The 26181-nt window shown below is 65.1% G+C and carries 24 protein-coding genes and 1 tRNA gene; 11 read left to right on the top strand and 14 right to left on the bottom strand.

Translation table 11 applies throughout. From position 1 onward, the window contains the following. Positions 1-119 precede the first annotated feature (119 nt). Complete coding sequence (locus DMX06_RS10155; protein ID WP_023632623.1) at positions 120-548, top strand: organic hydroperoxide resistance protein; 429 nt, start codon at positions 120-122, stop codon at positions 546-548. A 428-nt stretch (positions 549-976) separates the two neighbouring features. Here DMX06_RS10155 and efp read toward each other — a convergent pair whose 3' ends face one another. Then, a complete protein-coding gene (gene efp, locus DMX06_RS10150) occupies positions 977-1546 on the bottom strand; it encodes an elongation factor P (RefSeq protein WP_110736659.1) in 570 nt (189 codons plus the stop codon). Positions 1547-1594: 48 nt separating this feature from the next. Continuing rightward, positions 1595-2728: an elongation factor P maturation arginine rhamnosyltransferase EarP gene (gene earP, locus DMX06_RS10145; protein ID WP_110736657.1), complete on the bottom strand. Its 1134-nt coding sequence runs from the start codon at positions 2726-2728 to the stop codon at positions 1595-1597. Positions 2729-2861: 133 nt separating this feature from the next. On the opposite strand from earP, the gene DMX06_RS10140 reads away from it, so the two are divergent. Continuing rightward, on the top strand, positions 2862-3260 hold the full coding sequence (locus DMX06_RS10140; RefSeq protein ID WP_110736656.1) for a hypothetical protein: 399 nt from the start codon (positions 2862-2864) through the stop codon (positions 3258-3260). Positions 3261-3262: 2 nt separating this feature from the next. Continuing rightward, positions 3263-3745, top strand: a complete 483-nt coding sequence (locus DMX06_RS10135) for a GreA/GreB family elongation factor (RefSeq protein ID WP_110736654.1) — start codon at positions 3263-3265, stop codon at positions 3743-3745. A 21-nt stretch (positions 3746-3766) separates the two neighbouring features. Here the strand turns inward: DMX06_RS10135 and DMX06_RS10130 are convergent, their stop codons facing one another. After that, on the bottom strand, positions 3767-4708 hold the full coding sequence (locus DMX06_RS10130) for a LysR family transcriptional regulator (RefSeq protein ID WP_110736653.1): 942 nt from the start codon (positions 4706-4708) through the stop codon (positions 3767-3769). Between the two features lie 116 nt (positions 4709-4824). Between DMX06_RS10130 and DMX06_RS10125 the strand changes: the two genes are divergently transcribed. Continuing rightward, positions 4825-5574 carry a 3-oxoacyl-ACP reductase family protein gene (locus tag DMX06_RS10125; protein WP_110736651.1) on the top strand — a complete coding sequence of 250 codons (750 nt, stop codon included), beginning with the start codon at positions 4825-4827 and terminating at the stop codon, positions 5572-5574. Between the two features lie 220 nt (positions 5575-5794). Here the strand turns inward: DMX06_RS10125 and DMX06_RS10120 are convergent, their stop codons facing one another. After that, on the bottom strand, positions 5795-6673 hold the full coding sequence (locus tag DMX06_RS10120; RefSeq protein WP_110736650.1) for a LysR family transcriptional regulator: 879 nt from the start codon (positions 6671-6673) through the stop codon (positions 5795-5797). 108 nt (positions 6674-6781) lie between these two features. Between DMX06_RS10120 and DMX06_RS10115 the strand changes: the two genes are divergently transcribed. After that, positions 6782-7969: an MFS transporter gene (locus DMX06_RS10115; protein WP_110736648.1), complete on the top strand. Its 1188-nt coding sequence runs from the start codon at positions 6782-6784 to the stop codon at positions 7967-7969. A 179-nt stretch (positions 7970-8148) separates the two neighbouring features. On the opposite strand, the gene DMX06_RS10110 is transcribed toward DMX06_RS10115, so the two are convergent. From DMX06_RS10110 to DMX06_RS10090, 5 genes are read right to left on the bottom strand one after another with little or no spacing between them, the layout of a single operon-like run. Then, positions 8149-9501, bottom strand: coding sequence for a TolC family outer membrane protein (locus DMX06_RS10110; RefSeq protein WP_110736646.1), 1353 nt, complete (start codon positions 9499-9501; stop codon positions 8149-8151). A 10-nt stretch (positions 9502-9511) separates the two neighbouring features. Then, complete coding sequence (locus DMX06_RS10105) at positions 9512-10804, bottom strand: HlyD family type I secretion periplasmic adaptor subunit (protein ID WP_110736644.1); 1293 nt, start codon at positions 10802-10804, stop codon at positions 9512-9514. Further along, positions 10801-12522, bottom strand: coding sequence for a type I secretion system permease/ATPase (locus tag DMX06_RS10100; RefSeq protein ID WP_110736642.1), 1722 nt, complete (start codon positions 12520-12522; stop codon positions 10801-10803). The genes DMX06_RS10105 and DMX06_RS10100 overlap by 4 nt, the downstream gene beginning before the upstream one ends. Before the next feature lie 44 nt (positions 12523-12566). Next, positions 12567-12944, bottom strand: coding sequence for an AprI/Inh family metalloprotease inhibitor (locus tag DMX06_RS10095; RefSeq protein WP_110736641.1), 378 nt, complete (start codon positions 12942-12944; stop codon positions 12567-12569). A 53-nt stretch (positions 12945-12997) separates the two neighbouring features. Then, positions 12998-14455 carry a serralysin family metalloprotease gene (locus tag DMX06_RS10090; RefSeq protein ID WP_110736639.1) on the bottom strand — a complete coding sequence of 486 codons (1458 nt, stop codon included), beginning with the start codon at positions 14453-14455 and terminating at the stop codon, positions 12998-13000. Between the two features lie 441 nt (positions 14456-14896). On the opposite strand from DMX06_RS10090, the gene DMX06_RS10085 reads away from it, so the two are divergent. Together DMX06_RS10085 and DMX06_RS10080 are read left to right on the top strand one after the other, a co-directional pair. Continuing rightward, the gene (locus DMX06_RS10085; protein ID WP_110736637.1) at positions 14897-15274 is read left to right on the top strand and encodes a hypothetical protein; all 378 of its coding nucleotides are present in this window, start codon (positions 14897-14899) and stop codon (positions 15272-15274) included. Between the two features lie 276 nt (positions 15275-15550). Further along, complete coding sequence (locus DMX06_RS10080) at positions 15551-17698, top strand: TonB-dependent siderophore receptor (RefSeq protein ID WP_110736635.1); 2148 nt, start codon at positions 15551-15553, stop codon at positions 17696-17698. Positions 17699-17830: 132 nt separating this feature from the next. On the opposite strand, the gene DMX06_RS10075 is transcribed toward DMX06_RS10080, so the two are convergent. Beyond that, positions 17831-17920 (bottom strand) — tRNA-Ser (locus tag DMX06_RS10075). Positions 17921-18210: 290 nt separating this feature from the next. On the opposite strand from DMX06_RS10075, the gene DMX06_RS10070 reads away from it, so the two are divergent. From DMX06_RS10070 to DMX06_RS10060, 3 genes are all read left to right on the top strand, one after another. Beyond that, positions 18211-18900 (top strand): crotonase/enoyl-CoA hydratase family protein, encoded by a 690-nt coding sequence (locus DMX06_RS10070; RefSeq protein ID WP_110736633.1) that lies wholly within the window; start codon positions 18211-18213, stop codon positions 18898-18900. 342 nt (positions 18901-19242) lie between these two features. Then, on the top strand, positions 19243-19962 hold the full coding sequence (locus DMX06_RS10065; protein WP_110736632.1) for a lysophospholipid acyltransferase family protein: 720 nt from the start codon (positions 19243-19245) through the stop codon (positions 19960-19962). Between the two features lie 75 nt (positions 19963-20037). After that, a complete protein-coding gene (locus DMX06_RS10060; protein WP_110736630.1) occupies positions 20038-21009 on the top strand; it encodes a magnesium and cobalt transport protein CorA in 972 nt (323 codons plus the stop codon). 42 nt (positions 21010-21051) lie between these two features. Here the strand turns inward: DMX06_RS10060 and DMX06_RS10055 are convergent, their stop codons facing one another. Then, the gene (locus DMX06_RS10055; protein WP_110736629.1) at positions 21052-21777 is read right to left on the bottom strand and encodes an amidotransferase; all 726 of its coding nucleotides are present in this window, start codon (positions 21775-21777) and stop codon (positions 21052-21054) included. A 528-nt stretch (positions 21778-22305) separates the two neighbouring features. Between DMX06_RS10055 and DMX06_RS10050 the strand changes: the two genes are divergently transcribed. Beyond that, positions 22306-23109, top strand: coding sequence for a c-type cytochrome (locus tag DMX06_RS10050; protein ID WP_110736627.1), 804 nt, complete (start codon positions 22306-22308; stop codon positions 23107-23109). A gap of 14 nt (positions 23110-23123) precedes the next feature. On the opposite strand, the gene DMX06_RS10045 is transcribed toward DMX06_RS10050, so the two are convergent. The 3 genes from DMX06_RS10045 to DMX06_RS10035 form a co-directional block, all read right to left on the bottom strand. Continuing rightward, on the bottom strand, positions 23124-23456 hold the full coding sequence (locus DMX06_RS10045) for a ribonuclease E inhibitor RraB (protein ID WP_110736626.1): 333 nt from the start codon (positions 23454-23456) through the stop codon (positions 23124-23126). A 185-nt stretch (positions 23457-23641) separates the two neighbouring features. Then, complete coding sequence (locus tag DMX06_RS10040; RefSeq protein ID WP_110736624.1) at positions 23642-23878, bottom strand: hypothetical protein; 237 nt, start codon at positions 23876-23878, stop codon at positions 23642-23644. Positions 23879-24022: 144 nt separating this feature from the next. Next, positions 24023-26098, bottom strand: a complete 2076-nt coding sequence (locus DMX06_RS10035; RefSeq protein ID WP_110736623.1) for an LTA synthase family protein — start codon at positions 26096-26098, stop codon at positions 24023-24025. Between the last annotated feature and the right edge of the window lie 83 nt (positions 26099-26181).

The raw sequence follows: 26181 nt of genomic DNA, 5'->3' as shown, positions 1-26181 counted from the left end.
TGAGATGGCCGTTCGGATGAATGGCCGAACATTTAACTTGCGCACTAAATAATTGCGCGCTAATTTAAGCTCATACCCACTCAGCGCCGACGGCGCACAGCACCCAAGCGAGGCTCAAGATGCAAAAGGTCACTCCGCTGTACATCGCAGAAGCCACTTCCACCGGTGGTCGTGATGGCAAATCCCGCTCCAGCGACGGCAAGCTGGAAGTCAAGCTGAGCACCCCCAAGGAGCTGGGCGGCGCAGGCGGTGACGGTACCAACCCCGAGCAGATGTTCGCCGCCGGCTACTCGGCCTGCTTCATCGGCGCGCTGAAATTCGTCGCCGGTCAGGAGAAAAAGGCCCTGCCGGCGGATGCGTCGATCACCGCCAAGGTCGGCATCGGCCAGATCCCGGGCGGTTTCGGCCTGGACATCGACCTGCACATCAACCTGCCGGGCCTGGCCCAGGCCGACGCCGAAGGGCTGGTGGAGAAGGCGCACAAGGTCTGCCCGTACTCCAACGCCACCCGCGGCAATGTGGATGTGCGGTTGCATGTGACGGTGTGATACGCGATCGATGTGTAGGAGATCACCCAGCCCGTCGGGCTGCGCTGTCGCGCAGGGAACTGTCCCCCTGTGGGAGCGGCCTTGCGTCGCGAAAGGGCTGCGTAGCAGCCCCAGGTTCTCAGTGTTGATGCAAAGATCGCCGGGGCCGCTCTGCGGCCCTTTCGCGACGCAAGGCCGCTCCCACAGGGCCTAGATAAATCAATAAGTTACGGTTTGTTCCATGAGAGCAGCCTCGTGCCGCGAAAGGACCGCAAAGCGGCCCCGGAATGCACGAGGGCAGCTTCTTAGGTTTGCCTGAATCATGGTCGGGGGCGCTTCGCGCCCCTTTCGCGACACAAGGCCGCTCCCACAGGGCACACCCTATGCCTGAAATCAGGCACAAAAAAACCCGGCCTCGGCCGGGTTTTTCGTGCTCATTGCAAGAAGGATTACTTCTTGGAACGGCCCTTGAAGCTGTTGTCGCGAGTGTCGATGTCGATCCACTCGTCGATCTGGATGAAGTCGGCAACCGAGATCTCGGTACCGTTCTTCAGCTTGGCAGGCTTCATGACCTTGCCCGAGGTGTCGCCACGTGCGGCGTTCTCGGTGTAGACAACCTGGCGGCTGATGGTGGTCGGCAGTTCTACCGATACCAGGCGGCCTTCGAAGAACACGGCTTCGCAGACGTCTTCCATGCCTTCTTCGATGTACGGCAGAACGGCGTCGATGTCTTCGGCGTTCAGTTCGTACATGGTGTAGTCGGAGGTGTCCATGAAGGTGTACGAGTCACCGCTGATGAACGACAGGGTCGCTTCTTTGCGATCCAGGATCACGTCGTCCAGCTTGTCGTCCGCACCGTATACGGTTTCGGTCTTGTAGCCGGTCAGCAGGTTCTTCAGCTTGGTCTTCATGATCGCGCTGTTACGGCCCGACTTGGTGAACTCAGCTTTCTGGACCAGCCACGGGTCGTTGTCGATACGCAGTACGGTACCGGGTTTCAGCTCTTTACCAGTTTTCATTACGAAGTATCCGAATCTGGATGGATTTATAAAAATCGAGGCCGCGTATCATAGCGAATTTCGGTAAAACTGTACCAGCCTCGTGGCAAGGTCCGGCCGAGCGGCCTGCGCGGCCTGCCACTGGCGGGCGTGTTCGCGCACCTCGTCCCAATGCGGCTGCAGTGCCAGCCAGGCCTGGCCCATCGGGCGATCCATGTTCCAGGCACGCCACAGTTCGCTCAGCGCCTGCCCGGCGGCGGCCGACAGGCCTTGGCGATAAAGGGCGAGGAAGGCCTCGAGCTTTTCCCAATGGGCGTTCTCTTCCTGGATGTAGATGTGCCAGAGCATCGGCATGCCGGCCCATTGCGCACGCACGAAGGAGTCCTCGCCGCGCACGGCGTTGAAATCGCAGCTCCACAGCAGCCGGTCATAGTCGTCCTGGCTGACGAAAGGCAGCACCTGCACGGTCAAGGCTCCGCGCCGATGCTGCGCGCCCACGGGCAGGCCCGCCTCGCCCAGCCAGTTGCCGAGGTCCCCCAGGATGCGCCCCTGCGGCACCAGCAGGTGGGTGGAATGCGTATCGGCGGCCAGCACATCGAGCCAGTCGCCCAGTTGCGGGTTCTCGTAGGCGAACAGCGAGATCAGCCGCGCCCCTTCCCGGGGCTGCACGCCCAGCCTTGCAAGGAAATCCGCCCGCTCGCCGGGCGTCTGCCGGAACGCCTGGCAACGCGGCAGCAAGGTGGCTTCACGCAGCAACCCACCGGTATTCTCGGTGAAACCCGGGAAGAAGAAGAACTTGCGCAGCCCATTGGCCTGGGGCGAAGGCAAGCCATGGCAACCCTCCACCCAGTCTTCGGCGCTGAGGTAGTCCAGGTTCAGCCACAAGGGCGGCGTGGGCTGTTGGCTCATGGCCTGGACATAGCCGTCCGGCAGTTGGCAGGCAAAAGCGCCCACCACCACCTCGGCTGGCTCCGCACCTTGCCACGCGACCGGCCAGTGGCGTACCTCGACCCCTTGCTGCCACTGCTGCCCAGCCTGGCCGTCGGCTTCCGGACACAGGCGCACGAAGGCCTGCAGGTCGTCCACCCACAGGCGCACCGCCAGGTCGTGCTCGGCCACCAGCTGGCGCGCCAGGCGCCAGGTGACGCCGATGTCGCCATAGTTGTCGACGACCGTGCAGAAGATGTCCCAGGTGGTTTTCATCGCCACGTTCCGTTACCTGCGAAAAAAGACCGCGGATTTTGCGGATATTTGCCCGTCAGCAAAAGCGCGGCGCTGAAAAAACCTGTCGCGCCATGCGAGAATGGTCCCTCGAACCGCCTGCCAGGAGGCCGCCATGCCCCGCCCCCGCGAATTGAAGATCACCCTCAGACCCGTGCAACTGGTGCTGTGCGTCGCCCTGGGTCTGTGGCTCGGCGCCGTGGCCATCGCCTTGAGCCTGTGGCTGGCCCTGCGCCTGTGGCCGGCACAGGTGCAGCCACTGGTCGAGGCCGCCGTCCCCGCCGTGGTCCAGCCTGCGCCTGCCGCCGCGCCAGCACAACCGGCCGACGCCCAGGCGCAGATGTTCGAGCACTACAAGGACATCCTGCACAAGCAGGAACTGCAACAGGCCGCCGAGGCCGCCCAGGGCAATCCGCGCAACCTCAACAGCCCCAAGTGCCAGTTCTGGCTGCAGCAGAACCGCACCGCGCCGACCGACAAGAGCCAGGCCAACGTGCTGGAGTTCTGCTACTGACCATGGACAAGGCCAGCCTGCTGCAATGCATCATCGCCACCCTCGAGCTCGACATGAAGGTGCTGCGCCGCGCCGCCCAGACCGCCTACGAGGCCGCCACCGCCGAAGAGAACATCGCCGAGAACAAGTACGACACCCTGGGGCTTGAGGCATCGTACCTGGCCACCGGGCAGGCGCGGCGCACGGCCGAGATCCGCCAGGCGTTGCTGACCTACCAGCAGTGGGTGCTGCGCGATTACGACCCGGCGCGGGGGATACAGATCGGTTGCCTGGTGACCCTGGAAGATGAGGCGGGCCAGCGGCGCCGGCTGTTCCTCGGGCCGGAAGGGGCCGGGCTGAAGGTTGGCGAGGGAGATGGGCTGGTGACGGTGATCACGCCACGCGCGCCGCTGGGGCAGCAACTGCTCGGCAAGCGGGTGGATGAGGAAGTAAGCCTGGTGGTGGCTGGGGTGGCGCAGGTGCAGTTCATCATCGATATCGCCTGAGCAAGCGCCATCGCGAGGCCATCAATGGCTCTGCAACGCATCGAACCGCCCCGCCAGCCCCTGCTCGGCGAACTGCTCCATCACGAAATCGATGAAGGCCCGGGTCTTGCCCGGCAACAGCTTGCGCTCGGCGTAGTACAGGCTGATATGCCCATCGTCGACGTACCAGTCCGGTAGCACCCGACTCAGGCGCCCGGCGGTCAGATAGGGCAAGGCGAACGGCAGGCTGACCAGGGCGATGCCCAGCCCTTGCTCGGCCACCGCGCAGGCGGCGTCCGAATCGCTCATGGTCAGGCGCTGGGGCAGTTGCAGCGGCTGCTGCTCCTGCCAGCGGCTGGTCAGCGGCCAGCTGCGCACCCGGCCGGTCTGCGGCGAGCGGATAAGGATGCCGGCGCACGCCTGCAACTGCTCCGGGCGGCTCAGTGGTCCGTGCTGTTGCAGGTAGCCCGGCGAAGCCACCAGCACCCGGTGCGCCGGGGTCAGCTTGCGCGCCACCACCCCTGGCGGCAGTTCGAAGCCGCCACCGATGGCGGCGTCGAAGCCCTGGCCGATCAGGTCGACCTGGCGGTTGTCGAAATGCCAGTCCGCCGTCACCGCCGGATAGCGGGCCAGGAACTCGCCCAGCAACGGCAACACATACAGGCGCCCGAACACCGTGCCCATGCTGACCCGCAGCACGCCCGACGGATGCCCTTCGCAATTGGCGAGGTTGGACACGGCGTACTGGATGGTGCGAAAGCTCTCGCTCACCTCGGCCAGAAAGCGCTGACCGGCCTCGGTCAGGGTCAACTTGCGCGTGCTGCGAAGGAACAGCCGCACGCCGAGCCGCGCCTCGAGCTGGGCGACGTTCTTGCCGACCGCCGCCGGGGTGAGCGACAGGCGCCTGGCCGCCTCGGCAAAGCTGCCGACTTCGGCGCTGCGGATAAAGCACTCCAGGCTGCTGAAGGATTCCACCACGGCCATTATCAACTCCTGGTTTATTCTGAGTAACTCGATTGCCATCTTATCAACAGGTAATCGAGCGCGGATACTGCGTCCATCCCAAGGCATCCGGCCTTGCTTCACTGCAGGAGATCAGCATGTCCCAAGCACTTCCCCTCACCGGCAAGGTGGCCCTGGTCCAGGGCGGTTCACGCGGTATCGGCGCAGCCATCGTCCGGCGCTTGGCCCGCGACGGCGCCAAGGTCGCCTTCACCTACGTCAGCTCCAGCGCCAGCGCCGAGGCCCTGGCCGGTGAAATCAACAACGCCGGCGGCCAGGCCCTGGCCCTGCGCGCCGACAGCGCCGATATCCAGGCCGTGCAACAGGCCGTCGCCGACACCGCCAAGGCCTTCGGCGGCCTCGATATCCTGGTCAACAACGCCGGCGTGCTGGCGGTGGCGCCGGTGGCCGAGTTCGACCTGGCCGACTTCGACCGCCTGCTGGCGATCAACGTGCGCAGCGTGTTCGTGGCCACCCAGGCGGCGGTGAAGCACATGGGCAAGGGTGGACGGATCATCAACATCGGCAGTACCAACGCCGAGCGCATGCCATTCGCCGGCGGCGCGCCCTATGCCATGAGCAAATCGGCGCTGGTCGGCCTGACCAAGGGCCTGGCCCGGGACCTGGGGCCGCAGGGGATCACCGTCAACAATGTGCAGCCGGGGCCGGTGGACACCGACATGAACCCGGCCAGCGGCGAGTTCGCCGAGAGCCTGATTCCGTTGATGGCCATCGGGCGCTACGGGCAGGCGGACGAGATCGCCAGTTTCGTGGCTTACCTGGCGGGACCTGAAGCGGGGTACATCACCGGGGCGAGCCTGCTTGCCGATGGTGGGTTTGCGGCCTGAGGTGGCATTCCCCTGTAGGAGATCGCCCAGCCATTCGGGCTGCGCTGTCACGCAGGGAACCGTCTCCTGTGGGAGCGGCCTTGCCGAGGCGTCGGACCGGTCGGAAAGGGCTGCAAAGCAGCCCCAGGACCTCAGCGTTGATGCATAGATTGCCGGGGCCGCTTTGCGGCCCTTTCCGACCGGTCCGACGCCTCGGCAAGGCCGCTCCTACAGGGGAGCATCAGGTCGGCGGGAGGCTCTGTTCCATGACGTCGAGGAACGCCCGCGCCGCAGGTGTGGGGCTCGGCGACCAGACCGCATACAAATGCCGCACCGGCGCATCCACCAGCGGCACCATGGCCACTCGCTGAAAGCCCCGGGCAATGCGCTCGGGCACCAACCCCAGCGCCATCCCGCGCTGGACGAACTTCTCCACCAGGCGAATATGGCCGATTTCGAATTGCACCCGATGCCGCACCCCCGCCGCCTGGAACGCCTCGTCGGTCTGCCGGCGCGCCCCGGTGCCCTCGGGAAAGTCCACCAGCACCTCGTCGGCCAGATCGGCCAGGGCCAGTTGCGCCCTGCCCTCCAGCCGATGGCCGGGCGGCAGCACCGCCACCAGCTCCTCCCGCGCCAGCAGGCGATGCTGCACGCCGTGCAGCGCCTCGCCCTGCCACAGGCCGATGAAGCCCACGTCCAGGCGCCGTTCGCAGACGTCCGCCATCAGCAATTCGCTCTTGGCCGTCAACCAGCGCACATCCACCTGCGGATAACGCTCATGGAACACCGCCAGCAGGTCGACCAGGTCCAGCGCTGTGAGCGAGCTGATCTCGCCGATCGACAGGCGCCCACGCACCTGCCCACAGGCGGCGGCGACATCCTCGGCCACCCGCCGCGCCGCCGCCACCGCCGGCCGGGCGCTGAGCACGAAGGCCTCGCCCGCCGGGGTCAGGCGCACCCGCCGCGAACTGCGCTCGAACAGGCTCACCCCCAGCTGTGCCTCCAGCCGCGCCACCTGGTGGCTGAGGGCCGACTGCACCACATGGCAGCGCTCGGCGGCACGGGTGAAACTGCCGGTGTCGGCCACGGCCAGGGCGTATTCGAGCTGCTTGAGGTTCATCGATCTATCTGCTTTCAAGATGGATAAGTTGAAAACTATACATTGGTGTCATGCCAGACACTTCCTGATACTTGTCGCCACACAACCTTGCCTGCAACGAGACTGCCCATGAACACCCCGACTCTCGGCCGCGCCCTGATCCTGCTGATGGCCACCGCCACCGGCCTGGCCGTGGCCAGCAACTACTACGCCCAACCGCTGCTGCACAGCATCGCCCATCAGTTCGGCCTGAGCACCGCCAGCGCCGGCACCATCGTCATCGCCGCCCAGCTCAGCTACGGTGCCGGCCTGCTGTTGCTGGCGCCGCTGGGCGACCTGTTCGAGCAGCGCCGACTGATCGTCACCATGGTGCTGATCGCCACCGCCGGGCTGCTGATCAGCGCCTGCGCGCCAAGCCTGCCGTGGCTGCTGTTCGGCACAGCGCTGACCGGGCTGTTCTCGGTGGTGGCCCAGGTACTGGTGCCCATGGCCGCCGCCCTCAGCGCCCCGGAGCAACGCGGCCGCGCCGTAGGCACGCTGATGAGCGGGTTGTTGCTGGGCATCCTGCTGGCGCGCACCGCCGCCGGTTTCATGGCCGAGCTGGGTGGCTGGCGCAGCATCTACGTGCTGGCGGCGGCGCTGATGGCGATCAGCGCCCTCGCTCTTTACCGCAGCCTGCCGCGGCACCACAGCCACGCAGGGCTCAAGTACCCGGCGCTGATCGGCTCGGTGTTTCGCCTGTTCGCCGAGGAGCCGGTACTGCGTCTGCGCTCGCTGCTGGGGTTGCTGGCCTTCAGCCTGTTCGCGCTGTTCTGGACGCCGCTGGCGTTCCTGCTGAGCAATGCGCCCTATCACTATTCCGACGCGGTGATCGGCCTGTTTGGCCTGGCCGGGGCGGTTGGCGCGCTGGCGGCAAACTGGGCCGGGCGCCTGGCTGATCGAGGCAAGGGGCCGCTGGGCACCACCGTGGGGCTGGTGGCGCTGCTGCTATCGTGGGTACCGCTGGGGTTCGCGCAGAGCTCGCTGGTGGCGTTGCTGGTGGGGGTGCTGCTGCTCGACCTGGCAGTGCAGCTGGTGCACGTGAGCAACCAGAACGCGGTGATCGTGCTGCGGCCGGAGGCGCGTACGCGGCTCAATGCCGGGTATATCACCTGTTACTTCATTGGCGGGGCGCTGGGGTCGTTGCTGGGGACGCAGCTGTTCGAGGTGCATGGGTGGAACGGGATCGTGGTGGCCGGGCTGGTGATCGGGGCGCTGGCGCTGGTGGTGTGGGGGTTGGCGGAGCGCAAGCGCGGGAAGCTGGTCGTGGCAGCCTGAATGCCCAGACATCCCCCTGTGGGAGCGGCCTTGTGTCGCGAAAGGGCCGCGTAGCGGCCCCGGCGATATCAGCTTGATGCACGAATCCTGGGGCCGCTTTGCGGCCCTTTCCGACCGGTCCGACGCCTCGGCAAGGCCGCTCCCACAGGGGGATTTGTGCATGGCCTGGAGCCTTGGGCTCAGCCTGACTTGCCCTCGATGAACGCTTCATCAACCCGCGCCAGTTGCGTCTCGCTCAACACCCCGGCCTGGTAATGCAGCTTGATCCACGCCAACAGGTAGTCGTAACGCGCCTGGGCCAGGTCGCGGCGGGTGGTGGCCAGTTGCTGCTCGGCGTTGAGCACGTCCAGATTGACCCGCTCGCCACCCTGCACGCTCTTGCGGGTGGACACCACCAGCGCCTCGGCTGCCACCAGCGCCCGCTCGTAGGCGCGCAGGCGGCTGGCGCCGGACTCGCAGGCGTTGTACTGCCTGCGCAGCTCGATCAACGCGCTGCGGGTGTTGCCGTCGAGCTCGTACTCGGCCTGCTCCAGATGCCGGCTGGCCTGGCGGGTCGAGGCCAGCACGCCGCCCCCGGCGAAGATCGGCACGCTGACTTCGATGCCCACGGTGTTGGTGTCGTAGCGCTGGTTGTAGGTGTTGCCGCTGTCCGACTCCTGGCGCCGCGAAGTGGCGAACGCGGTGACCTTGGGCAGGTGCCCGGCACGGTTGCGCTCGACTTCGTAACGCGCCACTTCCAGCGCCTGGCGTGATGAGGCCAGTTGCGGGTTGTTGGCCAGGGCCCGCTCTTGCCAGGCCTCGTAGCCGCTGGGGTCGACCACCGGCAGGGCGAAGCCCAGGCGCAGCGGCGCCAGGTCCTCGACCCGCACCGCCGGCTCGCCGATCAACGCGCCCAGCTCGCGCAGCGCGGCATCCTGCTCGTTGCGCGCCTTGATCTCCTCGGCATCGGCCAGCTCGTAACGGGCCTGGGCTTCGAGGATATCGGTGCGGGTGCCTTCGCCAGCGTCGAACAGGCGCTGGTTCTGCTGGAACTGCTGGCGGTAGGCCTGCTTGCTGGCCACGCTGATGGCGATCTGGTCCTGGGCGAACAGCGCCTGGGTGTAGCTGGTCATCACCCGCACCAGCAACTGCTGGCTCTGGTCGCGGAAGCTTTCGTCGGCGAACAACGCCTGGGCCACACCCTTGCGGTAGCTCGAATACGCCTCGTAGTCGAACAGCGGCTGCTGGAGGATGAAGGTCGAGCCCATGCTGTTGTAGTTGCGGTCTTCCTTTTGCCGCCGCGAATCCCCCAGGTAGCGCACCTCGGAGTCGTTGCGCCCCTTGTTGTAGCTGTACGAGATGTTCGGCAGCAGGCCGGCGCGGCCGATGGCCCGGTATTCCTGGCCAGCCTCGCGGGCCTTGAAGGCGGCGAGGTACGTCGGGTCGCGGCGCAGGGCCTGCTCGTACACCTGGAACGGCCCCATGCCGGCCAGGGCGATGGTCGGCAGCCAGGCGCAGGCCAGTAGCAGCCCGGTCAGTGGGAACTTCTTCACTGGGCGGTCCTTATTGTTCGGTCAAGGCGGTACCTGCACGGTCGAGCAGGGGTTTGAACAGGTAGTTGAGCAGCGAGCGCTCGCCGGTGCGCACGAACAGCTCGGCGGGCATGCCCGGGCGGATCGCCAGCCCCTCGAGACGCGCCAGCGCTTCTTCGCTGACGGTGCTGCGCAGCACGTAGTACGGCTGGCCGCTGCGCTCATCGATCAACTGGTCGGCCGAGACCAGCGCCACTTCTCCGGTCACCCGTGGCGTGCGGTTCTGGTTGAAGGCGGTGAACAGGATATCCACCGGCAGTTGCGGCGCCACCTTGTCCACCAGGTTCACCGGCAGGCGCCCTTCCACTTCCAGCGCGGTGCCCTGGGGCACGATTTCCAGCAGGGTGTCGCCTGCCCGCACCACGGCGCCCTCGGTATGTACGCCGAGGTTGACCGCCACGCCGTCGGCCGGCGCCAGGATCTCGCTGTGCTGCAACTCGAAGCGCGCGGAATTGAGCTGCTGCTCCAGGGTCGCTGCCTTGACCTGGGCGTCGGCCAGCTGGGTGCGCACCTCCTTCTGGTACTCCTCGCGGCGCTGTTGCAGGTTGAGCCGGGACTCGACGATCACCTGCTCCAGGCGCGCGCTCTCGCCGGCGTTCTGCGCCAGGTCGCGCTGCACCTGCGACAACTGGCGCTGGTACTCGAGCACGCGGTTACGCGGGATGTAGCCGTCGCCGGCCAGCGGGCGCAGGCTGTCGAGCTGCTCGCGCAGCGAATCGGCCTGGGCCTGCAGGTCGCTGCGCGCGCGGCGCATGCCGGTCAGCTGGGCCTGGGAGCCGTCGATGCTGGCGGCCAGGGCGCCCTGCTCGCGAGCCTGGGCCTGGCGGCGGCTGTCGAACAGCTGGCGCTGGCCTTCGACAATCAGTGCCAGGCGGGCGTCGGAATCTTCCAGCAACTCAGCGGGAAAGTGCACCTGCCCCAGGTTGTCGCGCTCGCTCTGCCAGCGCGCCAGGGCGGCGCGGGTCATGCGGTACTGCGCCTGCAGCGCATCGACATCGGCCTGCACCTGGGTGCGGTCGAGGCGGAACAGCGGCTCGCCCTGGCGTACCTGCTGGCCTTCGCTGACCAGAATGCGGCTGACCACGCCGGCGGCCATCGACTGCACCGCCTTGCGCTTGCCCGATACCACCACGGTGCCCTGCACCGGCACGCCCTGGTCGAGCGGGGCGAGGCTGGCCCAGGCCATGAAACCGCCGAAACCGACCAGGGTCAGCAACCACCCCAGGCGAACATGGAAACGTGCATCACGGGTGTGCTGGCTCATGCGCCACCTCCGGCTTGCAGCGGGCGTTGCGCCGGGGCCTGGCCCATGGCGTGGAGGATGTCGCGGGCCGGGCCGAAGCCCTGCATGCGCCCTTCGTTCATCACCAGCAGCTTGTCGGCCTGGGCCAGCGCCGCGCTGCGGTGGGTCACCAGCACCACGGTGCGGCCCTGGGCCTTGAGCTGGACGATGGCGTTGGCCAGCGCGGCCTCACCGTGGCTGTCGAGGTTGGAGTTGGGCTCGTCGAGCACGATCAGCCGGGCATCGCCGTACAGGGCGCGGGCCAGGGCGATGCGCTGCTTCTGGCCACCGGAGAGGTCGACGCCCTCCTCGCCCAGGCGCGTGTCGTAGCCTTGGGGCAGGCGCAGGATCAAATCATGCACGCCGGCCAGCCGGGCCGCCTCGACCACCTTGATGCCGTCCAGCTCGCCGAAGCGGGCGATGTTCTCGGCAATGCTGCCGCGCAGCAGTTCGATGTTCTGCGGCAGGTAGCCGATGTGCGGGCCCAGGGCATCGCGGTCCCATTGGCTGAGCTCGGCGCCGTCGAGGCGCACATGGCCACTGATGGTCGGCCACACGCCGACCAGCACCTTGGCCAGGGTCGACTTGCCCGAGCCCGAAGCGCCCAGCACGCCGAGCAATTCACCCGGCGCCAGGGCGAAGTTCACCTGCTGCAGGGTGGCCAGGTTGCGCCCGGGCGGGCCGGCGCTGACCTGCTCCACCGCCAGTTGCCCGGTAGGCACCGGCAGCGGCATCGGCGTCGGCGGCTCGGGGTGCTCGCGCAGCAGGACGTCCAGGCGCTGGTAGGCCAGCTGCGCGCCGCTCCACTGCTTCCATACCGCGATCAGCTGGTCGATCGGGGCGAGTACCCGGCCCATCAGGATGGAGCCGGCGATCATCATGCCCGGGGTCATCTGCCCCTCGATCACCAGCAGCGCGCCCAGCCCCAGCACCAGCGATTGCAGGCACAGGCGCAGGCCCTTGCTGGTGGCGGTGATCACCGCCGACGTATCGCTGGCCTTGTTCTGCAGGTCGAGGAAGCGTCCGTGCAAGGTGTACCAGCGCTGGCGCAGGGCGCCGAGCATGCCCATGGCCTGGATGCTTTCGGCGCTTTGCAGCTGGCTGCCGGCCAGTTGCGTGGATTGCTGCTGGAAGCCACTGGCCTCGGCCAGGGTGGCGTGGGTGAGGCGTTCGTTGAGGATCGCCAGGGCGATCAGCATTAGCGCGCCGACCGTGGCCATCACCCCCAGCCAGACGTTGAAGGCGAAGATCACCGCCAGGTAGATGGGAAACCAGGGCGCATCGAAGAAGGCGAACAGCGCGGGGCCGGTGATGAACTGGCGCAGCTGGGTCAGATCGCCCAGGGCCTGCCCGGCGGCGCCGTCGCGCTGGCGCAAGTTGCGCTCGAAGGCGGCGCGGTAGACCTTCAAGTTGAAACTTTTCTCCAACTGGTTGCCCACGCGGATGACAATGAAACTGCGGACTGCTTCAAGCCCGCCTATATAAACGAAGAAGCCGACCACCATCAGGGTAAGCACCCACAAAGTTGTGGTGCTCTGCGAACTCAGTACACGGTCGTACACTTGAAGCATATAAATTGACGGCACCAGCATGAGCAAGTTGATCAATGCCGTGAAACAGCCCACGCTGATCAAGGTTGACTTATGTTCGCCGAGTGCCGCCCACAAAGGCGCCCCGGGCTTTTGGCTCGGTAGTTTCATGTTTCGCCCTGGCTCGCCTGGAACTTTTTAGTTCCAGGTGGGAATTATTTGTCGAGGCGCTCGAGCACCAGTTGCTTGCCATCCGGAGTGGTCCAGGCGTAGCGCTGGGCGCCTTCGCGGCTGAAATGCACCACGCTGCTGCCATCACCGCCCACCAGGGCCAGGGTGTCGGGGGTCACCAGCCAGCTGCCGGGGCGCAGGCCTATCAGCTCTTTGGCACACTCCAGGTCACCTTCGATTTCGCCTTCCGCGGCACCAAGACGCAGGTCGCAGGCCTGCGCTTGCTGCTGTTCGGGGTAAAGCTGCCAACGGCCGGCCAGTTGCGCGGCGTTGGGGAGTAACAGGCTGCTCGCCATGACTACCTCGGTCATCGACATCATGGGGATCGCGGCCAGCGCGATCGTTCTCAGGTTTGCTTTCATTGGTTCGCCTCACCGGCAAAAGGGGCGACGCGCAAGCGCCGCCCCCTGTTGCATCAGACCACGATGTCGGTGACAGCGGCCTGGCCAACGGTGGTCACCAGGAAGTCAGCCGAGCTGTTTCCGGTGAAGTCGATGGACAGGCTGCCCAGGTTGGTGGCCTGGTCGTAGGTCAGCAGCGCCTCGCCGGCATGACCGGTAAAGGCGTTGACGAACTGCAGCGGCAGCTTGTTCACGGCGAACGCGGAGATCGCCGACAGGTCGATCTTGTCCACACCCGAGGTGAAGTCCATGATGCGATCCGGCGCCGCCTTGGTGGAGTCGCTGACGGCCGCGAACACGAAGGTGTCCGAACCGGTGCCGCCCCACAGCTGGTCGGCACCGCCACCGCCGTAGATGATGTCGTTGCCGGCACCACCCTTGAGCACGTTGGCCAGCGCATTGCCGATCAGCAGGTCGTTGCCCGAGCCGCCGAAGGCGTTTTCGATGGTCACGCCCTTGGCGATGGAGACGTTGCCGACCATGCCGCCGACGTCGGAGAACGACGCTTCGTTGAGGTTGATCTTCTGGTTCTGGGTGAACCCGGAGAAGTCGAAGGTGTCGTTGCCGCCACCGTCCCACACCGAGAACACCAGCTTCGACGAGGCCGAGGTGGCCGAGTAGAAGTCGCGATCAGCGGTGGAGTTGAAGCCGTAGGTGGTGTCGTTGGCACGGGTGGCGTAGTTGGCGCCGTAGAGCTTCTGGATCGCCAGGATGTCGTCCATCAGCGGGGCCGAGGCGTAGTACTGACCGCCGCCCTTGATGAAGTTCTGGCCGTTGTTGCTCTCGCTCCAGTAGCTCATGATGCTGTAGCCACGGGTGTCCTGGGCGTAGTCGGCATCACGGTAGGTCGGGTTGCCCTCGCCGGCGTTGTAGTCGCCAGGGTGGGACAGGCCCAGTACGTGACCGATCTCGTGGGTCAGGGTCTGACGACCGTAGTTGCCGGTGCCCGGGTTGATGTTGACCTGGTAGCCGCTGTTGATCAGGTACCAGGATTCACCCTTGTGCGAGCCCGGGCCGTCGAACGGCAGGTAGGCGAATGCCGCGCCGCCGTTGCTGGCGCTGAAGTTGCCGTAGGTCATGTGGCCATCGCCACCCGATGCCGCCTCGGTGAAGGTGACCTTGGCCACGTCAGCCCAGGACTGCATGGACAGCTTGGCCTGTTGCTTCTGCAGGTCGCTGAACTGGCTGAAGGTGCCCAGTCCGCGGCTGTAGAAGTCCGACGGTGCCTTGGTCAGGAAGGTGTAGGTGAGGCTGATCGTGCCGTCCTTGTTCAGGTCTTTCCAGGAAGCGCCGTCACGCAGGATGTGATCGGCGGCCTGGTCGGCCGTGAAGGACTTCTTGCCATTGATGTTCGCGCCGCCGCGGTCGTACTGGTGGGCAAAGCTGTCGATCAGGCCGAAGGACGAACTTGGCCCCTTCGGTTGCAGTGCGGAAACGGCGGAAACAATGGCGTTTTCTTTGACTTTCGACATGCAGATTACTTCCTTGTGTACAAAAAAGCAGTTGATGTCCGACAGGGTTCTCCCACCGGGCGAGAACTTCCTGTCACTCGCCTTTATGAGGCGCAAAAAAACTGACACACATTGAAACTTGATGTCCAGCGTTTTTTGGCGTCATTTTTTCGTTTTCGAAAATTAAACTGCGCCGCACTAATTTGCGCAAACTGCGATGGATCAACGGCGCCAGCGATAAGCATTAGTTCCAGTCATGCACCGTGACAGTTATAGACAACGGTTCGAAGTTTACTTTCGAAAATGCGACTTTCACTTGTTGAGCGCCACCGCTCGCTCGTCTATGCGCTTTACTGCGCGACAACCCGCCACACGACCCTCCGTCGCCTGCTCGTTGACTTGCCGGCGTGGCAAGCGCTCAGTAGGCGTTGGTCAACGACCCCTTCCTGACAGGACGACGCAATGACAAGACTCACGGTGCAATCCGGCGATTTCTTGCAAGGTGAAGGCGAGTATCGCAATGGAGCGCTCACACTCAAGACCCCGCGCAGCCCCTCGCCCGGCGAGCGCATTTCGCTGGCACGGGTCAAGGACCTGAAGCTGGCCAACCTCGAATCGACCCGCAGCCTCGGTGGCGCCCTGGGCTGGGGCGTGGCCGGAGCCCTGGTGGCCGGCCCGGTCGGCCTGCTGGCTGGCCTGCTGCTGGGCGGCAAGGAGGAGGAAGTCACCTTCCTCGCCACCTTCAAGGATGGCCGCAAGCTGCTGGCCATCACCGACGGCAAGACCTGGTCGAAGATCGACGACAACTGGCGCCGGCACCAGCGGCCGGCCGCGGCCTGAATCGCGCTGCGCCTCATTCGTCTTGACTGCACTGGCGTCATCGCCGGCAAGCCGACTCCCACAGGAAAAGCGCACGCCCGCAGGCTGATGCGCAACGCGTGGGAGCGGGCTTGACCCGCGATAGCGCCAGCATCGCAATCGCCGGGCAAGCACGCTCCCGCCTCCCCATGCTCCGCCCCCTGAAAGATTGCCCGGCAGCCTGCTACCATGGCGCCCTTTTGCCTGCCCGACAGCTGCCGAGCGATAACGGCGCGTCCACTTTTCAAGGAGCCTTGCATGACCCCGCTTCGCCCCCGCCTGCCCCTTGGCCTGCTCGGCCTGGGCCTGGCCCTGCACAGTGGCCAGGGCCTGGCCGAGGACAGCGTGACCCTCGCGCCGGTGCGCATCTCCGAGGTTCAGGACGACACCGGCTACCAGGTACGCGAAGCCCAGGTCGGCGGCCTGCACAGCGCGCCGCTGCTCGACACCCCGGCCTCGGTCAGCGTGTTCAGCCGCCAGCTGCTGGACGACCGCCAGGTGCGCAAGCTGAGCGAAGTGCTGCAAAGCGATGCCTCGGTCGGCGAAAGCTACGCGCCGATCGGCTACTACGAGAACTTCAACGTGCGCGGCTTTGAGCTCAACGCCGCCAGCAGCTACCGGATCAATGGCCAGACCATCGCCGGCGAACAGAACGTGGCGCTGGAGAACAAGCAGCAGGTGGAGCTGCTCAAGGGGCTGTCGGGATTGCAGAGCGGCGTGTCGGAACCCGGCGGCCTGGTCAACTACGTGACCAAGCGCGCCGAGGACGTGCGCTCGGTGACGGTCTCGACCAATGAGCAGGGCGAACGCTACCTGGCCACCGACCTGGGTGGCTGGTTCGGCGCCGAGCAACAGTTCGGCCTGCGGGTGAACCTGGCCCACGAGGACATCCGTTCCTATGTCGACCACGCTGACGGCAAGCGGGATTTCGCCTCCGTGGCGCTCGACTGGCAGATCAACCCGAATGCCGTGCTGGAGCTGGACGCCGAATACCAGCATCGCGAGCAGTATTCGGTACCGGGCTATCAACTGCTCGGCGGCAAGCAGCTGCCCCACAGCGTCGACCCCAAGGACCACTTGGCCTGGCAGTCCTGGGCCAAACCGGTACAGAACGACTCGCTGAACCTGGGCGGGCGCTTCAAGTACCAGTTCAACGACAACTGGAACGGCACCCTGAGCGCCTCGCGCAGCAAGGTGGTGATCGATGACTACAGTGCGTTTGCCTGGGGCAGCAACGGGGGCTGGTCCTCGCATTTCAGCCCTGAGGGCAACTACGACATCTACGATTTCCGCAGCCCCGACGACACCCGCCGCATCGACGAGGCCCAAGCCATGCTCGACGGGCGTTTCGACGCCCTTGGCGTGGGCCACGAACTGACCCTGGGCAGCAGCGCCCAGCGCCGTACGCTCGATCAGCGTCCCAGCTTCAACGAGCTGCTTGATCCGCTACGCCCCGGCAATATATACACCGGCATCCCCGCGCTGGATCCTTCCGACAAACCGCTTGGCCATAGCGAGCGCCGCCTCGACAGCCGCCAGTACGGCCTGTTCTTCAGCGACCGCATCACCTTCAATGAGCACTGGCAGACGGTGATCGGCGCCCGGGAAGTACGTCTGGATGAAAAAACCTGGGACCAGGACGGTGTCGCCAAGCGGCATACCCAGCAGTACCAGTTGCTGCCCAATGCGGCACTGATCTACAAGCCGCAGTCCGATACCACGCTCTACGCCAGTTATTCGAAAGGCCTTTCCGCAGGCGGCACTGCGCCCTGGTTCGCCAGCAACGCCGCCGAGATCCTCGCCCCCACCCTGTCGCGCCAGCTCGAAGTCGGCATCAAGCGCGACTGGCAGGGCATGAGCTTCAGCGCGGCGCTGTTCCAGATCCGCCAGGCCTACCAATATGCCCGCCCTGATGGAACCGCTGCGCCGGCCTACGTGCAGTCGGGCCAGCAGAAGAACACCGGCCTCGAACTCGGTGCCAGCGGCTGGGTGACCTCCAACCTGCAGATCCAGGCCAGCGCCGCGGCGATCCGCGCCCGCGTGCAGAACAGCGACACCGACGCCTACGAAGGCCACCAGGCGATCAACGTCCCGCGCCTGCGCGCGGCGCTGCAGGCCGACTACGCCCTGCCCGTGCCCGGCCTGGCCCTGCTCGGCGGCGCCCGCTACAGCGCCAGCAAGTACGCCAGCCACACCGGCGACGCCGAAGTCGGCGGCTATACCGTGTTCGATGTCGGCAGCCGCTACCGCACGACCATCGGCGGCTACGACACCGTGCTGCGCCTGACCGTGGACAACGTCTTCGACAAGCGCTACTGGCGCGACGTGGGCGACTATCTGGGCGACAACTACCTGTTCCAGGGGGCGCCACGCACGGCACGGCTGTCGGCTTCCGTCAGCTTCTGACAGCGCCATCGCGGGGCAAGCCCGCTCCCACGCCAAAGGGAGCGGGCTTGCCCCGCGATCAGGGCTTCAACAAAAACGCGAGACAAACAAAAAGCCCCCGAACCTTTCGATTCGGGGGCTTCTCGTAGAATGTGGCGGTGAAGAAGGGATTTGAACCCTTGATACGATTTCTCGTATACACACTTTCCAGGCGTGCTCCTTCGACCACTCGGACACTTCACCGTTTTCTCTTCAAGCTATTCAGCCTGTCGAGGCGCGCTAATTTAGTAGAAGCCTTTTCCTTTGGCAAGCATTTTTTTCAGAATTTTCATGCGCTTAAGCCAATCGACCGAAAAACCGGGGCAATCAGGGCAATGCTGCCATTGTGCCCAGCGCTTTTCCCGCCCCTGGCGCCGCTACCCCGATGCTACAGGGCACAAGGACGCAGCGCTGACTGACCAGTCAGTCTTGGCGCTTTACCTGGCCGGTGCCGCTGGGTAACGTCATCGCCACGCCATCCAAAGGACTCTGCCATGAGCGAGCTGATTACCTACCATGCCGAAGACGGCATCGCCACCCTGACCCTGAACAACGGCAAGGTCAACGCCATCTCCCCGGATGTCATCAAAGCCTTCAACGCCGCGCTCGATCGCGCCGTCGAGGACCGTGCGGTGGTGATCATCACCGGCCAGCCGGGCATCCTCTCCGGCGGCTACGACCTCAAGGTGATGACCGCCGGCCCCAAGGAGGCCGTCGGCCTGGTCACCGCCGGCTCCACCCTGGCCCGCCGCCTGCTGTCGCACCCCTTCCCGGTGATCGTCGCCTGCCCCGGCAATGCCGTGGCCAAGGGCGCCTTCCTGCTGCTGTCGGGTGACTACCGCATCGGGGTCGAAGGGCCCTTCAAGATTTGCCTGAACGAAGTGCAGATCGGCATGACCATGCACCACGCCGGTATCGAGTTGGCCCGCGACCGCCTGGGCCGCGCGGCCTTCCAGCGCTCGGTGAACAACGCCGAGGTGTTCGATCCGCAGGGCGCCCGTGAAGCCGGCTTCCTCGACAAGGTGGTGCCCGCCGAACAGTTGCAGGAAACCGCCCTGGCTGCAGCCCGCGAGCTGAAGAAGCTGAACATGCTGGCGCACAAGAACACCAAGCTGAAAGTGCGCAAGGCGCTGCTGGAAGCACTGGACGAGGCGATCCTGGCGGACCAGAACCACCTGGGCTGATCTGAACAGCTGATGCAAGACCTGTGGGAGCAACAGTCTTGCTGGGATTTATCAACTGGCGTGATCTCTGTAGGAGCGGCCTTGCGTCGCGAAAGGGCCGCAAAGCGGCCCCGGCGATCTTTGCAACAACGCTGAAATCCTGGGGCTGCTGTGCAGCCCTTTCGCGACACAAGGCCGCTCCTACAGGTTGGCGTAGTACCTGAAGGCTGCGGTGGATCCACCAACGTATTCGCGGGTAAACCCGCTCCCACAGATGCCCTGCCGACAAGCGGCACTGCAACGTTTGCCCCTGACAGTGCACATCCGTACACTGCGCCGCGACTGTCCGGTGTGAGTCGTACCATGCTTTATATGCTTCGCATGCTCCTGTTGGCGCTGCACTTCCTGCTCGTGGGTGTCGTCGGCCTGGTGATCGGCCTGCTGCGCCCGTTCAACCCCGACAACAGCCGCCTGTTCGCCCGCCTGTACAGCGTGCCGGCCGCCTGGCTCATGCGCATCAAGGTCAAGGCCGAGGTCGGCCCGCTCTGGGACCAGCCTCCCGGCTGCGTGATCATCGCCAACCACCAGTCCAACTATGACCTGTTCATCCTCGGCCAGGTCGTGCCGCGCCGCACCGTGGCCATCGGCAAGAAGAGCCTGGGCTGGATCCCGCTGTTCGGCCAGCTGTTCTGGCTGGGCGGCAATGTGCTGATCGACCGCAAGAATGCCTACCAGGCGCGCAAGGCCATGCAGACCACCACCCGGACCCTGCGCGACGACACCTCGATCTGGATTTTCCCCGAAGGCACGCGTAACCCCGGCGAGCAGTTGCTGGCGTTCAAGAAAGGCGCTTTCCACATGGCCATCGAGGCCGGCGTGCCGATCGTGCCGGTGTGCGTCAGCCGCTACACCCAGCGCCTGGGCCTGAACAGCTGGCGCCAACGCACCGTAGTGATTCGCTCGCTGGCCCCGATCGCCACCGCGGGCCTGACCCAGCAGGACCTGCCCGCACTGATCGAGCAATGCCGCAGCCAGATGCAGCATTGCATTGACCATATGGAAAGCGAAGTCACCGCCCCCTGACCTGCGTACGGACTTGCCCCGTGCCGCTACACAGCCCAAGCTGTGTAGCGTGTTCAATCGGATAAGCGGACAACCATGGGTCGAGTCGTCGCATCGGCGGTGTACAGCGCCGGCAGGAAGGTCACCAATATCAGCCTCGACGAGGGCGCGGAGTGGGCGCGCAAGCCCGGACACTTCGTCTGGATCGGCCTGGAAGAGCCCAACGCCGAGGAACTGGCCAACCTGCAGCGCCAGTTCGGCCTGCACGAGCTGGCCATCGAGGACGCCCTGGAGAAACACAGCCGGCCGAAGCTCGAGACCTTCGGCGACGCGCTGTTCATCGTCACCTACTCCCCGGTGCGCCATGAGGGAAAACTCGAATTCATCGAGACCCATATCTTCGCCGGCAACGGTTACATCATCACCTGCCGCAACGGCCACTCGAAGTCCTACGCCCTGGTACGCCAACGCTGCGAGGCGCGTCCGCTGCTGCTTGAGCATGGCGAGGACTTCGTGCTCTACGCCCTGCTGGATTTCGTCACCGAGAACTACCAGCCGGTGAGCGAGGCCATTCATGGCGAGATCGAGGAACTGGAACAGAGTGTGCTGAGCAACTCGCTCAAGGAAGAGGACATCCAGCGCCTGCACAGCCTGCGCCGCGACATCCTGCGCCTGCGCCGCTACGTGGCGCCGATGGTGGAGGTCAGCGAGGAGCTGCAGCGCCTGAGCTTCCCGTTCATCGACAAGAACATGCGCCCGTACTTTCGCGACGTGCAGATCCATGTCACACGGCAGATGGAAGACCTGTCCGGGATCCGCGACATTGCCAGCCAGACCATCGAGATCGGCATGCTGCTGGAGTCGTCACGGCAAAGCATCACCCAGCGCAAGTTCGCGGCCTGGGCGGCGATCCTGGCGTTTCCCACGGCGGTCGCCGGGATCTACGGGATGAACTTCGAGAACATGCCGGAGCTGGCATGGCGCTACGGTTACTTCGGGGTGCTGGGGGTCATCGCCCTGGGCTGTTCGGGGTTGTATTACAGCTTCAAGCGTTCGGGCTGGTTGTAACGCCAATCGCGGGCGAGCCCGCGATTGGGGTCGATGCGGATCTCAGTTCGCGCGGCTGCCGGGCTGCTGGACGAAACGCAGCATCCACTCTCCCACCAGATCCCCCTGGTGCTCGGTGGCCAGGCTGGCCACCGCTTTCTCATAGACTTCATTACCCAGCGACGCCTGCCGCGCATCTAGCAGTGCCCGGGAGTAGTCATGGACGAACTCCGGGTGCCCCTGGAAGCACAGCACCTGGTCACGGATGTGGTAGGCGGCGTTCGGGCAGAAGTCACTGGAGGCGATCACCGTGGCCCCTTCGGGCAGCTCGGTGACCTGGTCCTGGTGGCTGATCAACAAGGTCAGCTCGGACACCTGCGGGTCCATCCACGGCGCATGGGCCGCCAGGCTGTAGCGGTGAACACCCACGCCCCAGCCCTTGTCGGCGCGCTCGGCCTTGCCGCCGAGGGTCAGCGCCAGCAGCTGGTGACCGAAGCACACGCCCAACAGCTTCTCGCCACGTTCGTAGAGCTTGAGCAGGTAGGCCTTGAGCGTCTGGATCCACGGATCGTCGCCGAACGAGTCGGCCTTGCTGCCGGTCACCAGGTACGCATCGAAGCGTTCGCCGTCCGGGGGGTAGTCGCCGTTCATCACGTTGTACACATCGAATTCGGCCGCGATCGGCTGACGCGAGAACAGCTGCTCGAACATCCTGCCGTAGCCCTGATACTGCGCGATCAACTCCGCTCGCAGGACATCGGTCTCAAGGATGCAGATGCGTAACGACATAGGGGTAGTCCTGAACGACATGTGGGTGGGAATTGCTGTAGAGACTGACGCGAAAGGGCCGTACAAGCAAGTAGGATGTCCGGACGAACGGTAGGCCCTGTAACCCTTGGTAACCCCTGCCGCGCACTCGTCTAGCCTGAGCGTGCCAGCGGGGTGGCCAGTGGCCTTAAAGCCATGAGGAATCGACATGAAAAATCTTAGAACAAAGGGTTCTGAAACAGGGATGACGCGGGCCCTACTGTTGGTTGTATATCCAGATGTACGCGGCAAGCAGGAACGGCGTGCCATCACGCCGCTGCGATCGACCCGACGCTAGACAAGGAAGCCAAGGGCTATTCAGGAATAACAACAAGAAGGCGGTCCGCCATGTTCAGACAATCCAAGGTACGCCAAGCCGGCCTCATACTCTTCGCCACGACGCTGCTGCTGATCCTGCCGAACCTCACCCGGTTGTTCGGCTGAACGCGGCGGTGGCCTTTTCCGATCGCGCGTGGGTAATCTGCCGACCTTGATGGTTGGAGATCGCCCATGCGCCTGTGTCTTGCCCTGCTCTGCCTGCTGCTCGCCCCGACATTGTCGGCGGCGCAGCTGAACCTCGAACTGGGTGACGATAGCCGGCACTGGACAAGCGAACGACTGCTCGCCCATCCGCAGGCACGGGACATCACCATCGAACAGGACGTGGCCTACAAGCGCACCATGCATTACCGCGTCGTGCCCCTGGCCGCGCTACTGAAGGGCGTGGGTCCGACCGATCACCTGCAGGCCGTGGCCCTCGATGGCTTCGCCGCCGAGATGCCCGCCGGCCCGCTGTTGCAGGCGGGCCCGGCGCAGGCCTGGCTGGCCATCGAAGATCCCGCCCACCCTTGGCCCGCGCTGGGCCTGGGCAAGCCAGGCGCCGGGCCCTTCTACCTGGTGTGGACCCAACCGCAGGCCAGCGGCATCCGCCCGGAACAATGGCCGTTCCAGATCGCCAGCATCCGCTGCCTGCCACCGGTCGAAACGCGCTTCCCCGCCCTGCTGCCCGACCCGGACCTGGCCAAGGACGACCCGGTGCGCCAGGGTTTTGCCCTGTTCCAGCAGAACTGCCTGGCCTGTCATCGCCTCAATGGCGCCGGCGACGCGCACCTGGGCCCGGACCTGAACCTGCCGCACAACCCCACCGAGTACTTCCAGCCGGCATTCCTGCGCCAGTACATTCGCGACCCGCAGAGCCTGCGGCACTGGCCGCAGGCGAAGATGCCCGGGTTTTCCACCCAGGTGCTGGGTGAACCGGAGCTCGATGCCTTGCTGGCGTACCTGAACCATATGGCAGGGCGCAAGGTGCACTGACGCCGTCGCGAAGCCTAGGCGATCGGCCTTTCCTGCTTGACGCCCCAGCCTTCGACTTCGCCGCCATAGGGCGACACGACCTGCTCGAAAGCCTGTTCAAAGGCGCCGATCCCGCCGTGGGTGGCATACATCACCTTGCTCAACTCCAGGTGCCAGGCGCCGTCGTCGCGCTCGCTCACCTGGGCGTTGAGCGATTCGCCGCGAAACTGCCCCGCCGCCCGACGCGCACCGGACTCGCTGGGAAACACGGCATAGAACTCGATGGGGTGGATGCGGGTGAAATCGAAACCGCCAGCTTTCATCTGGCGCAGGACACTGCTGCTGATGTCGTCGTTCTGGCTGCTCATGAAACGTCCTCCTGCAAAGCAATGGATAGACTTTCCGTGCACAACGCACCTGCCTGGCACACAAGGAATGCCTGACAATACGAGCGGATTGCAAGACGCGATGAAAACGGCAACGGCCCGCAGAGAAGGCCGGCGCCTGACTTGAGCGTAGCGCCTGCGACAGCGCTACGCCAGATATCCCCGGTTCAGGGCGCTTCGCGAATGGTGGTGATGGTCACGCCGCTCTGTTCCTTGAGCCAGCGCGCCGTGGGGGAAAAGCTGCGGTCCTGGAAGTCGTTGAGGTCCAGTTCGTCCATGAGCGGGAACAGGCGCGAACGGATGGCGCGTGCGGCATCTTCCTCGCTGGGACGCTGCTCGGCATTGAGCAACAGCGTCTGCGGCTCGCCTTTCTGGTCTGCAAAGCTGACTTCCCATGCTTTCATCGATCAGCCCTCGCTGGCACAACGGTGAATGGAACGGCGTACTCACTTGACCATGGTGCAGGGATGAATGTTCAGCCGCATACATGAAACCGCATGAAAAAAGCCCGCCGGTTCAGGGCGGGCTTGATGAGGCAGGCGGCGGCCTTACTTCGGCGTGCCGTGGACGACACCGGCGGTGTTGTCCAGCAGGCTCTTGGTCGCAGTCTGGATGTAGGCCTCGAGCTTCTTGAGCATTTCCGGCTGGTCGGGGCTTTCGATCAGTTCGGCCTTGAACTCGCGGCCCAGCTGGTAGCGGTACATCCGCGGGGTCATGTCCTTGGACTCGATGAGGATGCGGTCGCCCTGCACCAGGCCGACGATCTGCTCGCTGCCCGACGGTTTGATCATGCCCACGCCCTGGTCGCCCTCAGGCAGGTTGAGCAGGTCGCGGCCCCAGCACTGGTGACGGGCATGACCACCGAGACGGCCCATGATGGTCGGCACGATGTCGACCTGGGTACCCACGGTGTGATTGACCGCGCCGAACTTCTCCTGGATACCCGGGGCGATCAGCAGCAACGGCACGTTGAAGCGGCCCAGGTCCAGCTCGGTGACCTGCTGGTGGTTGCCGAAGCCATGGTCGCCGACGATAACAAACAGGGTGTCCTTGAAGTACGGCTCCTTGCGGGCCTTCTCGAAGAACTGGCCCAGCGCCCAGTCGGAATAGCGCATGGCGGTCAGGTGTTCGTCCAGGCGCCCTTGCCCGGTGACCTTCTCCACCGGCAGGTCCTTGGGCAAGGCGTACGGCGTGTGGTTGGAGAGGGTCTGCAGCAGCGCGTAGATCGGCTTCTTGCCATCGTGCCTGGCCAGCTCTTCGTTGCCGCGATTGAACATGTCCTGGTCGGACACGCCCCAGGTCGGGTCGGAGAACACCGGATCGACGAAGTCGTTGCGGCCGATGAAGGTTGTCATGCCCTGGTTGCCGAAGAACCCGGACTGGTTGTCCCAGGCGAAGTCGCCGTTGTAGACGTAGACATCGTCATAGTCGCGGGCACTGAGCAGCGCCGGCAGGCCGGACAGCTTGTGGCCGCCTTCCGGGGTCTGCATCAGGTACTCGAAGCCCGGCAGGTTGGGGAAGCAGGCCATGGTGGCGAACATGCCCTGGTGGGTATGGGTGCCATTGGAGAAGAAGCGGTCGAACAGCAGGCCTTCCTTGGCCAGCTTGTCGAAGTACGGGGTGATGTTGTTCGGGCTGCCCAGGGCGCCCACCGAGTGACCGGCGAAGCTTTCCATGAGGATGACCACTACGTTCTTGACCGCCAGGGTGTTCTTCTCCGGCGGCAGGAAATCGCGGCGGACCGGCGCCTCGTCGGCATCGACCAGGGTATCGTTGGCGGTCAGCAGTTGCTCGCGCACGGTCTGGGTGGCCAGCGGCTGGTCGAGTACCGGCTTCCAGATATTGGCGCGGTCCTCGCCGAAGCGGCTCTTGGCGGCGTCGATCAGGGTCAGCGTGCCGTTCAGGCCCAGCTGGTTGACGAAGTTCGAGTCGGTGGTGAAGGCATCGCCCCAGCGCATCGGTGGGCCCTGGCGCAGGGTGCCGCGGGCGGCGACCACGGCCACCAGCAGGACCACCATGAACAGCGCCAGGCGGCCGTACCAGGGCGCCAGCGTACGGCTGCCCACGGCCCGGACGCTGCCATTGCCCCGGGTCAGTCGATCGATGCCCTTGAACAACAGGCTCAGCAGCCAGGTGCCGACCAGCCAGGCCAGCAGGTAGCGGACCACCGGGAAACCGTACCAGAGCATGCTCATGACGGTCTTGGGGTCTTCCTTGATGTACTGGAACACCAGGCCGTTCAGGCGCTGGTGGAACTCGCGGTAGAAGTCCATCTCCATCAGGCCGAGGAACATCACCAGGCTCGAGGCGATGGTCAGCCAGAAGCGGAAGAAGCCACGGCGAGCCATCAGCCACGGGCTGAGCAGCGCCAGCAGCAACGGGATGCTGATGTACACCACCACCCGCAGGTCGAAGCGCAGGCCGTTGAAGAAGCCTTCGGCGACGGTCGAGTACGGCGTGTCGCCGATCATGTCGCTGTTGTAGACCAGCAGCGCCAGGCGCACCAGGCTGAGCATCAGCATGATCACCAGGCCACTGAGCAATGTGTAGGCCAGGTGGGATTTCAGGGTCGGCGAGAACGAGCCTCGCACACCCTGTTGCTTCAAGGCGTCCGTGTTAGCCATGAATGGAGAGGTCCTAGGATTGCGGTTTGCGGGAAGGCGAGATCGCCGACAGCCTGGTGGTCGGCCCCTCGAACGCGAGGTGG

The organism is Pseudomonas mosselii (assembly GCF_003205295.1).
In the GTDB taxonomy this organism is placed as follows: domain Bacteria; phylum Pseudomonadota; class Gammaproteobacteria; order Pseudomonadales; family Pseudomonadaceae; genus Aquipseudomonas; species Aquipseudomonas mosselii_B.
This window is presented reverse-complemented; position numbering and strand designations above follow the sequence as displayed.